General features: G+C 65.7%; 10 protein-coding genes. 9 read left to right on the forward strand and 1 reads right to left on the reverse strand.

Annotated features, from left to right (window positions below):
• Positions 1–53 precede the first annotated feature (53 nt).
• From MYXE_RS00225 to MYXE_RS00265, 9 genes are all read left to right on the forward strand, one after another.
• Entirely contained in the window at positions 54–344 is a 291-nt protein-coding gene (locus MYXE_RS00225) for a hypothetical protein (protein WP_003919859.1), read from the forward strand.
• A 66-nt stretch (positions 345–410) separates the two neighbouring features.
• On the forward strand, positions 411–1,247 hold the full coding sequence (locus MYXE_RS00230; RefSeq protein ID WP_085197927.1) for an ESX secretion-associated protein EspG: 837 nt from the start codon (positions 411–413) through the stop codon (positions 1,245–1,247).
• A 36-nt stretch (positions 1,248–1,283) separates the two neighbouring features.
• Positions 1,284–2,306: a MinD/ParA family ATP-binding protein gene (locus MYXE_RS00235; protein ID WP_003919861.1), complete on the forward strand. Its 1,023-nt coding sequence runs from the start codon at positions 1,284–1,286 to the stop codon at positions 2,304–2,306.
• The gene (gene eccD / locus MYXE_RS00240; protein ID WP_085197929.1) at positions 2,306–3,790 is read left to right on the forward strand and encodes a type VII secretion integral membrane protein EccD; all 1,485 of its coding nucleotides are present in this window, start codon (positions 2,306–2,308) and stop codon (positions 3,788–3,790) included. Before MYXE_RS00235 ends, eccD begins: the two co-directional genes overlap by 1 nt.
• Positions 3,787–5,445, forward strand: a complete 1,659-nt coding sequence (mycP, locus tag MYXE_RS00245) for a type VII secretion-associated serine protease mycosin (RefSeq protein WP_415624450.1) — start codon at positions 3,787–3,789, stop codon at positions 5,443–5,445. The genes eccD and mycP overlap by 4 nt, the downstream gene beginning before the upstream one ends.
• Positions 5,412–6,974, forward strand: a complete 1,563-nt coding sequence (eccE, locus tag MYXE_RS00250) for a type VII secretion protein EccE (protein WP_232061693.1) — start codon at positions 5,412–5,414, stop codon at positions 6,972–6,974. The genes mycP and eccE overlap by 34 nt, the downstream gene beginning before the upstream one ends.
• Positions 6,975–6,977: 3 nt before the next feature.
• Positions 6,978–8,831, forward strand: coding sequence for a type VII secretion AAA-ATPase EccA (gene eccA, locus MYXE_RS00255; RefSeq protein ID WP_003919865.1), 1,854 nt, complete (start codon positions 6,978–6,980; stop codon positions 8,829–8,831).
• An 84-nt stretch (positions 8,832–8,915) separates the two neighbouring features.
• Positions 8,916–9,800: an RNA polymerase sigma factor SigI gene (sigI, locus tag MYXE_RS00260; RefSeq protein ID WP_085197937.1), complete on the forward strand. Its 885-nt coding sequence runs from the start codon at positions 8,916–8,918 to the stop codon at positions 9,798–9,800.
• A 35-nt stretch (positions 9,801–9,835) separates the two neighbouring features.
• The gene (locus MYXE_RS00265) at positions 9,836–10,255 is read left to right on the forward strand and encodes an SRPBCC family protein (protein WP_085197940.1); all 420 of its coding nucleotides are present in this window, start codon (positions 9,836–9,838) and stop codon (positions 10,253–10,255) included.
• A 14-nt stretch (positions 10,256–10,269) separates the two neighbouring features.
• Here the strand turns inward: MYXE_RS00265 and MYXE_RS00270 are convergent, their stop codons facing one another.
• A complete protein-coding gene (locus MYXE_RS00270; protein ID WP_172468635.1) occupies positions 10,270–11,412 on the reverse strand; it encodes a MinD/ParA family ATP-binding protein in 1,143 nt (380 codons plus the stop codon).
• Positions 11,413–11,572: the final 160 nt, after the last annotated feature.

An 11,572-nucleotide genomic window follows, 5' to 3' on the forward strand; every position in this document is an offset into this window, starting at 1 on the left:
CGCTGGTCGAGCGATTTGAATCCCTAAAGCCATAGTCCAGCAAGGAGAAAAGCATGGAAATCTCGTACAACTACGGCGCCGGAGCAGACTTGTCCCACGCCATGGCCACGCAGGCTGCAATGCTAAGCCAGCATGCACATGACCTCATGCAAGCCGGCAACGCGTTGGTGTCCGAACACCTTATCGGTCAAGGTGGCGATGCTTACCTCGACAGCCTCCGGCGGCTGACCAGCGCGGTGTCCGACATCGGCGACACCATCATGCGGCACAGCAACGCTGTTGACGCGTCATTCCTCGGGGCCAACCACGTCGATACCACGGCGGCAAATCTCCTGGGTGGTTAGGTCTTACGGATAGCCGACCGCGGGGCGCGCGCGAACGTGCGCCCCGCGCTTTGGCTTGGAGGAGATGTGTTAACCACGACCGTCGACGGACTTTGGGCGCTGCAGATCCTCACCGGAATCGAGGTGGTGGCCCCCGAGCTGGGATTGCGGCCCATCCTGCCGAGCGTCGAAACGCCGCAGATGGCGCTGCTGCATCCGATCACCGCCGAACTGCAAGCCGCCGGGGTGATCGACGACTCGGGAACCGTAGACCCCATCGTGGTGGAATGGCTGACGGTGCTTGCGCGCCGCGACGTCGCACTGGTAATACAGGCGCGCAGCCCTCAGCGGGGGGATGAACCCGACCGGGCAATCCTCGCCCGCTACGCGCAGTGGTGGGTCGTGCTGGAAAGATCGAAGGGCGTGATTCGCATCGGTGGAGCCGGAACGTCCACCGCGGAGGGCGCCGCGAGCGCGATCATTAGCTCTCAGATCGAGCGATTGTGCGGTGTTAGCATCCCCGCGCCGTTGCGGCCGGTCACCGTCGATGCCGATGCGCTCCTGGCGGATGTGAAGAGCCAAGAAACGTTGCGCGCATTCTTGATGAACCGGCGATTGGACGGCGATCAGCTCCAAATCCTTATGATGGCCGCCGACCCGAAGCGATCAGCCCAAGCATCGATAGTCGCGCTGCAGTCCGGGGTGGAGACCGGACGGCCATCACGGACGTACATCGAACAGACCGTGGTCACCGTTATCGACACCCCAGACGGGCGGTTGGTGGCAGAGCACCTCGTTTCGGGTGGCAAGAAGTGGATGGTGATCGCCCCTGGCGCGGGGAGCAACATCGCCGACGCAATCAACCGGATGGTGCGACGCCTGCCCGCAAATCAAGAATGGTTCTCGTACCGAAAGGTCGTGTAGTAAAGGGGTAAACGCGCGCATGTTAGCATCGGCATCGTGACAAATCCGTGGAACGCGGCACCGAATTCGCCGGAACCGCTCAGGCCGGGCCGGATAGAATCAGCGGCTGCGCGCCATCAAGAATCCGTTTCGGGAACTCTGCGGATTTCCGATATGGTGGCGCCGCGCAAAATTCCACCGGGTTCTGGATGGCGCAAATTCGTCTATAACGCATCTTTTCACACCATTAACCTCGGCGAATCACCGGCCGAACGCCACTACCGCGAATTGCAGGAGCGCATCCGCCGCCACATCCGCAAGCAGTATGTCATCGGAGTGATCTCCGGCAAGGGCGGCGTCGGGAAAACCACCATGACTGCGTGCATCGGCGCGGTATTTCGGGAATGCCGACCGGAGAACGTGGTGGCCATTGACGCGGCGCCTGGATTCGGAACACTCGCCGGTCGCATCGACGAAAACCCACCAGGCGACTACACCGCCGTTTTGAACGACACCGACGTCCAGGGTTACGCCGATATCCGAGAACACCTGGGGCAAAACAGCGTCGGCTTGGACGTGCTGGCCGGAAACCGCGCATCCGATCAACCGCGGCCTTTGGTGCCGTCAATGTTCACCGGGGTGCTGTCGCGCCTGCGCCGCACGCACACCGTGATCGTGGTGGACACATCCGACGACCTTGAGCATCCAGTTATGAAGGCCGTGTTCGACGCCTGTGACACCCTGGTTTTTGTTTCCGGTCTGACCGCAGACACGTCGTTGCCGGTGACCCGCGCAATCGATTTGCTACGGGCAATGGGCTACCACGAATTAGTGTCGCGCAGCATGGTTATTTTAAATGACAGCCGCAATGAATACGACGCGGATGCGAGGGCCTACCTTACCGAACGTTTCGGAAAATCGGGCGCGACCGTCGAATTTATGCCTTACGACCCACACCTCGCAAAAGGCGGCATAATTGATACCCAGCATGAATTAAAAAAGAAGACACGGCTGCGGTTATTCGAAATCACCGCGGCACTGGCGGACAAATATATCCCGGACGCTGATAGGCCACGCTAATGGCGGCGAAAGTCACTTTTCCCGCTCGCTGCGCGGTCGCTGTGGTATGTGGCGACCACCTTGTGTCGCAGGTGTATCCGGCGTCGGTGCCGGTCGAAATGTTCATCGACAACATCGTCGAACTGCTCGACGAGGAACTCAAACGCCGCGGTCTGCCCGGGTTGGATCTGGGGGTGGGCTACGAGCTACACAAAGCCAACGGGGTGCGCCTCGACGTCACGAAGACCCTTGACGAACTCGGCGTCGAGGACGGCGCCACGCTGGTACTCGTTCCCGCAGTCGAAGGCGACTCATTCGAGCCGCAGTACGAGTCGTTGTCGACCGCACTCGCCCGAATCGGCAAGAAGCTGTTCGAACCGGTCTCGGCCGACACCGCAGCCCACACGGCGCTGGCCATCCTGGCGATGATCTGGCTCACGATTTTGGTGGTCGCTGTGCGCAACCGCCTGGCCAGCGACTCGCTGGTGTCCAGCATCGTCACCGGCGTACCCGGTCTGCTGGCCGCCGGTGGGGCCGGGGTGGTATGGCGGTGGTGGCCGCACCGGACCGACATGCTCGACGGCTTCGCCTGGCTCGCGGCGCCAATGCTGGCGGTGAGCTTCGGTGCCGCGCCTCCCGGCGATGTCGGGTCGGCGCACCTGTTTATCGCGGCTCTTTTATTCGCCGTGCTGACCTGCGGAATAGCGGTGACAACCGGACGGCATATCAACGTGGCGTCAACGATCGTGACATTGTGCGGATTGGGCGGCGCGGTGGCCGCTGCGCGGATGTGGCGGCCAATTCCGGCCCAATGGCTCGGCATGTGCACCCTGGTGGTCCTGCTGCTCTTGCTGACGCTGGCGCCGACGATCGCGCTGTGGGCCGCACGAATCCGGCCCCCGTATTTCGGGTCGATCACCGGGCGCGATCTCTTCCGGCGCAGCCCCGGCTTGCCGGCCGACGCGGTAGCACCCGTGGACGAGGGCGCCGAAGACGAGGTGAATGCCGACACCACACCGCGCGGTAAGCAGATCGCCGCCGCCGCGATCCGCGCCAACAACGTGCTGACCGGAATCTGCGCGGCAGCCGGATTGACACTGCCTGCCGCGGTATGGGCCACCTTGATGCCGGGTCAGGGCCGCAGCGTGGCCGCAGCGGTGCTCTGCGGGCTTTTTGTGCTGATCTTCATCAGCCGCGGAAGGGCATTCGCCGACAAACGTCAGGCCATCGCCCTGGTGTGCGGAGCCGTCGCCGCCATGTGCGTCGGTGTAGTCAAATACGTGCTGAGCGAACCCGCGCCCTCCGGCGAGGCTGTGCTTTGGGGAGCCGCGGTGCTGGTCGCATTCGGCGGCGCCGGCCTGGCGGCCGCGCTCCTCGTGCCGATCACCCGGTTCACCCCGCTGGTGCGGATGGTCGCCGAGTGGTTGGAAATCGTGGCGATAATTGTGGCCATGCCCCTGGCCGCGTGGATCGGCGGACTTTTCACCTGGGTGCGCATGCGATGAATCCGACGGCCTCGCGGACGTGGACACAGCGGACTGCGGCGATGGTGCTGACCGGGCTTCTCGTTGGATTGTCAGCCAATGTGCCCGCGGCTCAAGCGATTCCGCCACCGAGCGTCGACCCGGGCCGCGTACCGGCCGACGGCAAGCCGGGCCCGGACCAGCCGATGCGGCAGAGCAACGTCTGTGCGCGCACCATCACGGTCGCCGAACCGAACGTAGCCGTGACCGCACCCGGTTTCACCATGCTCAACATCGGCAAGGCGTGGCAATACTCGACCGGCAACGGGGTGCCGGTAGCGGTCATCGATACCGGGGTCAATCCCAGCCCGCGACTCCCGGCGGTCGCTGGCGGCGATTACATCATGGGTGGCGATGGGCTGATGGACTGCGACGCGCACGGCACAATCGTGGCGTCGGTGATTGCCGCTGCACCGCAGGGAATTCCGATGCCCGCCCCGATGCCGGCTGTTCCGGCGTTTCCGCCGCCGGCCGGTCCACCACCGGCGTTCGCGGCACCACCACCTCCGGGGGGCGCACCCCCGCCGGTGGCGCCACCGCCGCCGCCGTCGCCGGTGACGATCACCGAAATCAAACCGGCACCACCACCACCGCCGCCACCGCCGGCCGACGAGCCGTCAAACGCCCCAGGGGATCCCACACCTGACCAGGCCGAGGATCCAGAGGTTCCGCCACCTCCACCAGGGGCGCCGGACGGGGTTGTCGGGGTGGCGCCGCACGCGACCATCATCGCGATCCGCCAATCATCGCGTGCCTACGAACCGGTCAACCCGGGCGGCGGCGACATCGAGGCCCGCAAGAAGGCTGGCACCGTCGCCACTTTGGGCAGCGCCATCGTCCACGCGGCGAACATGGGCGCCAAGGTGATCAACGTCAGCGTCACCTCATGCGTATCGGCAGCTGATCCGTTGGACCAGAGCGGTATTGGCGCTGCCGTCTGGTATGCGGCCACCGCCAAGGATGCGGTGATCGTCGCGGCGGCGGGTAACGAGGGCGAAGACGAGTGTGCCCAAAACCCGTCGTTCGATCCATTGGACCCCTCCGATCCTCGCGACTGGCATCAAGTCAAAACGGTGTCGTCGCCGTCGTGGTTTTCCGACTACGTTCTTTCGGTGGGCGCGGTCGATAACACCGGCGCCCCGATCAGCAAGAGCCTGTCCGGGCCCTGGGTCGCCGCCGCGGCCCCAGGTGTGGGAATTATGGGGCTGTCCCCGCAAACCGGGGGACCGGCGAACGCCTACCCGCCGATACGCCCGGGTGAAAAGAACATGCCGTTCTGGGGCACCAGTTTTTCGGCGGCCTACGTCAGTGGAGTAGCCGCCTTGGTTCGCGCCAAGTATCCGGAGTTGACCGCCCACCAGGTCATCAACCGAATCCTGCAGACCGCGCACAATCCGCCGCGGGGAGTCGACAATCAGGTCGGCTACGGTGTGGTCGACCCGGTGGCCGCGCTGACCTTCAACGTGCCCCCTGGCGACAGGTTTGCCCCCGGCGCGCAGACGCGGGTGATCACCCCGGCCGCACCGCCGCCGCCCCCGGACCACCGTGCCCGCAATGTGGCGCTGGGATTCGCCGGCGTGGTGGCGGCCGCGATCCTCATGGCTTGGCTAATCGCGCGGGCCCGGCGGGCGCGATGACGGCAACGACGAAACTGGCGATCGTCGTCGGCATCTTTGCCGCGGGTCTCGCCGGGTGGAGCATTGGCGGCTATCTCGGCGCCGCAGCAGGTTTGGTTCTAGGGCTAGCTGGTGGCGTCATCCGTTGGCGCGGGCATCCGCTGTGGTACTGGCTGATCCTCTGGCGTCAGCGCGGCCGGCCAATCGAATTGAGCGAACCCATCACGGTGGCCAACGACCGCACCGGCGGCGGTGTGCGCTATCAGGACGGTGTCGCGGTGGTTGCCGTCCAGTTGCTCGGTAAAGCGCACAGGCCGACGTTGTTCACCGGTTCGACGGCGACCTATACCGAAAACACCGTCGACATCGCCGGTCTGCTCCCGCTGCTGCGCCAGAGCCTCGGTTTGACGATTGATTCGCTGAGCGTCGTCAGCGCTGGGGCTCGGCGGCGCAGCACAGGAGATTACCCACGGGTGTACGACACGCTGATCGGCACCCCACCGTATGCCGGGCAGCGCGAAACCTGGCTGATCATTCGAATCGCGGCGATCCCCAACGCCGAAGCGCTGCAGTGGCGCACGTCGATCGGCACCGCGACGCTGGCTGCAGGACAGCGCATTAGTGCGGCGATGCGCCAGCAAGGCATTCGGGCCAAGGTCGCAACCGCGACCGACATGGTCGAGCTCGAGCGACGGGTGGGACGGGCTGCGCTGAACCCGCAAAACCAACGCTGGCGCACCGCCCGCGGTGACGGGGGCTGGTTGACCACGTATTGGTACCGCCCTGGTGACATTACCGCCGAGAACTTGGCGCACGCCTGGGCGCTGCGCGCCGACGGGATCATCCAGAACGTCACGTTGTTCAGCGACGGCAGGGCCATCGCGACCGTGACAGTGCGCAGCATGCAGCCACCAACCGCCCCGCCGAGCGTGATGCTGCGAACCTTGCCAGGGGAGCAGACGCAAGCCATCAGGGCCAACCTGTGCGCTCCGATGCCGCCGTTGCGCGGCGTACGCCGCGGCGCGCTGATGGGGTCGCTGGTTATCCCGATCGGACCCTCGGGTGTGCTGCTGGGTAAGGTCGGCGCGGGCAACCGCCTGATGCTGCCGCTCGACGATCCAGGGGAACTGAGCCGGGTTCACATCGCCGCGGAGGATTCGCTGGCCAAACGAATTGTGTTGCGGATGGCCGGTGCTGGGGAACGCATCACCGTGCATACTCGAGATCTGCAGCGCTGGGCCAGCCTTCGGATGCCGGACATCGCCGTCGATAACCGCGTTCGGCCTGTCGCGGGCACTACGGTCAGCGTCGTGGATGGCACCGTCATGCCCGCGCCGCGACCGAACACGTTGATCTCGGTCGGGGAGCCCGGAGAGCCGTACCGGGGATCGGCCGATGTAGTGATCACGCAGATCGGTCCGGCCAGCGTGGAAGTGCAGGCGGCCGGGCAGAGGCACACTGTGGAGGTCGAGCTGTTCCGCGCCGAGAACCGTTACGTATCCTCAGAGCCGACCATCCTGAGGACCTCCGAGCTCGAGCCGGTGGATTAGACGATGACCAGCAGCACCGACACGGTCGCCGCGCGCAAGCGCTTCGATCAAGCCATGGCGTTGTTCGACTCCGACCCCGACACCGCCCAGGACTACTTCCGGCAGGCGACCGAGATCGACCCATCGATGGCCGACGCCTGGCTGGGCCGGATCGCGGCGGGCGATGACTCGCTGTCGACGCTGCAGGAGCTCTACGCCTACGGCGCCCGGCTCCACCGGGAGACCAACCGGCTCGGTGTGCGCCTATCGGCGGCGATCAAGGCTGGACCGTATCTCTCGATCTCGGTGACCGAGGCCTCTCATGCCGGCCTGGCCCTGGCCAGCGCGCTAATCGATGATCGGCAATATGAGAAAGCTGATGCGCTGCTGCAGGATTCGTCACTGTTGGACAGCTGGGAGAACCACCAGTGGCAGCAATACATCCGAGCCTATTTGATGTTCGCCACCCAGCGTTGGTCGGACGTAATTTCGATCGCTGCCAGCATCCTGCCGCCGCAAGCCATCATCATGTCTGCGGTCACCGCCGGAACCAATGCCCTAGCTGCCCACGCCGCCGTCCACCTCGGACAGGCACGAGTCGCGCTTGACTGGACTGATCGGGTCGAAATACGCGCCGGACACGGCGAACCGCGAGAATGGCGCCGTCACCAACTGATCGAAACCGCTGTTACTGCGATCGACCCTAACGAATTTCCTTTGATCGCAGCGGATTTGGCCTATGTGCGTGGGATGGCCCACCGTCAGCTCGGTGAGCAAGACAAAGCCGAGATCTGGTTGTCGAAGGCGACGATCAACGGTGCGCTCATCGAACCAGCCAAGCAAGCACTTGCCGACCCCGCGCTGCAGCTGGTGATCACCGACGAAGAGACGATCAACAGCCGCACCAACAAATGGGACGTCACGACCGAGCGCTCCCACGAGCAGCGTCGAGAGGAGGAAAACAAAGAGCGACGCGAGGAACTCCTTGCGGAGGGACGGGCGCTGCTCAACAACCAAGTGGGATTGGCCGAAGTCAAAAGGGCCGTCGCTGAACTCGAAGACCAGATCGAGGTCCGGGCACTCCGGCTCGCTGCCGGGCTGCCGGTGACCAACCAGACGAATCACATGCTCCTGGTGGGGCCGCCGGGCACCGGCAAGACCACCACCGCCGAGGCGCTGGGAAAGATCTTCGCCGGGTTGGGGATTGTGCGCCACCCCGAGATCATCGAAGTCAAGCGGGCTGACTTTTGTGGCGAGCACATCGGGGCATCGGGGCCCAAGACCAACGAGCTGATCAACCGCTCGCTGGGTCGCATCTTGTTCATGGACGAGTTTTATTCCTTGGTGGAGCGTCACCAGGATGGCCGGCCGGACATGATCGGAATGGAAGCGGTTAACCAGCTGATGATCGCGCTCGAGGTGCATCGGTTCGACTTCTGTTTCATCGGAGCGGGATACGAGAAGGAAGTCGACGAATTTCTCACCGTCAACCCGGGATTGGCGGGCCGGTTCAACCGGAAGCTACGATTCGAGTCCTACACGCCAGAGGAACTGGTCGAAATCGCGGTCCGGTACGGCGAGCCCCGCGCCACCGTCATCGAGCCCAGCGCCCGTGAAGCACTCAACGTGGCATGCACGATGCTACGGGCCTACATGGGACCAGACGGCAGGCACGGCATCGACATCATGCAGAACGGGCGGTTTGCGCGGAACGTGGTGGAGCGTGCCGAGCGGCTGCGCGACTCCCGCGTTGCGGCACAGCACCGCACCAACAAAGGCTCGGTGACCGTGGAAGACCTGGAGACGGTGCGCACCCAGGACATCGTCGACGCGGTGATGGATGCCTGCGCGGAAAAGCATGTGCCGATAGTGCTTTGACTGTGCTTGGAAGCCGGGTGGTCACCCGGCCAGATCGACGGCGTCAATGCGTAACTTTTTCGCTTGCCCGATCGTCGTGAATATATGAGCCAACCGCCCGGCGATCAGATCAGCGAGGCATGGCGACGCCATCGCCCATACCTGATCAACCTGGCCTACCAGATACTCGGCGATGTTGGCGACGCCGAAGACGCTGCGCAAGAAGCCTTTCTACGGTTGTCTCGCACGCATCCGGGCGAGGTCGACGATGTGCGCGGCTGGCTGACCGTGGTGGCGAGCAGGATCTGCCTCGACCAGGTGCGGTCGGCGCGCGCCCGCTACGAACGGCCGGCCGAGATCGAACACCAGGCCGTCGCAGTCAACCAGGCCCAGCGCCCCGACCCGGCCGATCGGGTCACACTTGACGACGAGGTGCGCGCAGCCCTGCTCGAAGTCCTGCGTCGGCTCAGCCCGGGCGAGCGAGTGGCCTTCGTGCTGCATGACGTGTTTCAAATGCCGTTCGACGTGATCGCGCAAACGGTGGGCCGTCCCGTCGGCACCTGCCGTCAACTGGCGCGGCGGGCGCGAGCGAAGTTCGGCAGCGCGGCACCGAAGCCCAGCGACGTGGGCGGCAGCGAGCACGCACTCGTCACAGAGAAATTCATCACCGCCTGCGCCAACGGCGACATCCAAGCGTTGGCGTCGGCACTGGATCCCACGGTTTGGGGAGCGGCGACCCTACTGGCCGAGCCCGCGCCGCCACCGCAACTCGGCTACGGGCCGGACGCCGTGGCCACCAACCTGCTGCGCTACCTCGGGCCCGGCGTGACGCTGGTCAGCGGACCGGTCGGGCAGCCGGTGCTGCTGGCCTTCGCAAGGCGGCGGCTGTTCGCCGTGATCGTGCTGACCATCCGCGACCATCTGATCGCCAAGATCGAAGCCACCGTCGACCCAGTCGCGCGCAGCGCGGCTTTCGAAAGCACCACCTGATTGCGGTGACATGATGCCAGCGGAGGTGATCGCGCATGCGCTACGTACGTGAGGAAACCGTTGACGCCCTCGCCGAGCGAGTGTGGCAGCTGCTCGTCGACGTGGAAAACTGGCCTACCTGGACCGCATCGATGCGAGAAATCACCCGACTCGACGACGGTCCGCTGGCGGTAGGCAGCCGCGCCCGGGTGGTGCAGCCGAAAGGCCGGCCGACGGTGTGGACGGTGACCGAACTGGAGCCCATGCGCACGTTCACCTGGGTGGCCAAACAACCGGGGCTCACCCTCGAAGCGGTGCACCGCATCGACGGCACCGGGCAGCAGGTGCGCACGACGCTGGAGTTCATCGGCACGGGGCCGCTGGCGTGGTTGGGCTCGCTGCTGGCCGGCTCCCGGGTCCGGGCGTACCTCGACATGGAGAGTGCGGGCCTTAAGCGCGCCGCCGAGACGACCTGACGGCCACGCCCTGGTCAGGTGGGGATTCGGTCCCGCGCGCCGTCGGGCCGCGACGCGAAATATTCGGCGACCGTGGCCGCGATCTCGAGAAATCGGCGCCGCGTGGCCGGGGCCATCTCGCGGCGCACGTCGATGACGCCGCCGGGCCGTAGATGCGGGTCGAAGGGAACTTCGACGACCTTTTGCCCGCGGTCGACAAACTGGCGCGTCAGCACCGCGCGGGTGCGTTTGTCGGCGTGCCCGTCGGAGTCGTTGAGCACGACGACGCTGCGCCGCAACAAACCGGTACGCCCGTGCTCGGCCAGCCATTCCATGGTTTGCGCGGCCGCCGAGGCGCCGTCCGCCCACGGCGACGACACCACGATCAGCGCATCCAGGTCGCGCAGCGCCTCCTGAGTGACCGGTGCGTCCATCGTCGACCCGCAGTCGACGACGGAGATGGTGAAATGACGGTCCAGTCGCAGCGCGGCCTCGCGGTAAATGGCCGGGTCGAGCACCCGACGACGCCCGGCGGGCGGGTCGCCGGCCAGCACGTACAGCCCGGCGGCGTTGGTGCCGACCCGGGCCCGCACGTCGGCAAACGACCGCAGATTCTTGTCCGCGGCCAGCTCCCAATACGAGCTTTCGGTGCGAGGGTCGATCCTGCTGGCAAGCCGCCCGAACGCGGTGTCGGCGTCGACGGCGACGACGCGGTCCTGGCGGCGCAGTTCGGCGAAGATCGACCCGACGCTGGCCGCCACCGTGGTTTTGCCGACGCCGCCTTTGCCCAGCACCCCGACCTTGTAGTTGCCGCGCAGGACCGCCTGGACGGCCGCTTCGAACCGGGCCTCCTGGCGCTCGTGAGCCGATGGGCCCAGGTTGACCAGGCCGCGGGTGGCCACCAGAACCAGGTGTCGCCAGCCGCGGCTGGGACGCGGACGCACCGGAGCGGCAACCGGGCCTGGCGCTGCCGGTCTCGGGGTGGGCGCCGGGTGGTGTGCAACGCCGGCTGGTCGCGGCTGCGCAGGTGTGACCGTCGGGCGGGGGCGACCGGGCGGGTAGGCCGGCAGCGGCATGGTCTGCTGGTCCTTGTGCTCAGGCTGCGGCGGGTGCGTGGCCCGACGGTCGACCGGGCCAGACCGCAGCCGCTCCATCAAGAAGTCGTCACGCTCGGTCATGAGTTTCCCGCGTATGGCTCGGTACCGAAGGACCCTGCGGCCCACCGGCAACATAGGACATGCGACCTAGTATCCCGGCCCGTCTTTTACGCAAACTTGGCAGCCATGCCGACGGGTCTTCGGCATCGAGGCAGTGGCCGGCTTAATCGGCCACGTCACG

Origin of the sequence: Mycobacterium xenopi (assembly GCF_009936235.1) — a bacterium.
GTDB lineage: Bacteria > Actinomycetota > Actinomycetes > Mycobacteriales > Mycobacteriaceae > Mycobacterium > Mycobacterium xenopi.

What these genes read in the sequence shown, in the direction of transcription:
- MYXE_RS00225 (WP_003919859.1), top strand. Translation starts at nt 54, where the DNA reads ATGGAAATCTCGTACAACTACGGCGCCGGAGCAGACTTGTCCCACGCC.
- eccD (WP_085197929.1), top strand. Translation starts at nt 2,306, where the DNA reads ATGGCGGCGAAAGTCACTTTTCCCGCTCGCTGCGCGGTCGCTGTGGTA.
- mycP (WP_415624450.1), top strand. Translation starts at nt 3,787, where the DNA reads ATGAATCCGACGGCCTCGCGGACGTGGACACAGCGGACTGCGGCGATG.
- eccA (WP_003919865.1), top strand. Translation starts at nt 6,978, where the DNA reads ATGACCAGCAGCACCGACACGGTCGCCGCGCGCAAGCGCTTCGATCAA.
- sigI (WP_085197937.1), top strand. Translation starts at nt 8,916, where the DNA reads ATGAGCCAACCGCCCGGCGATCAGATCAGCGAGGCATGGCGACGCCAT.
- MYXE_RS00265 (WP_085197940.1), top strand. Translation starts at nt 9,836, where the DNA reads ATGCGCTACGTACGTGAGGAAACCGTTGACGCCCTCGCCGAGCGAGTG.
- MYXE_RS00270 (WP_172468635.1), bottom strand. Translation starts at nt 11,412, where the DNA reads ATGACCGAGCGTGACGACTTCTTGATGGAGCGGCTGCGGTCTGGCCCG.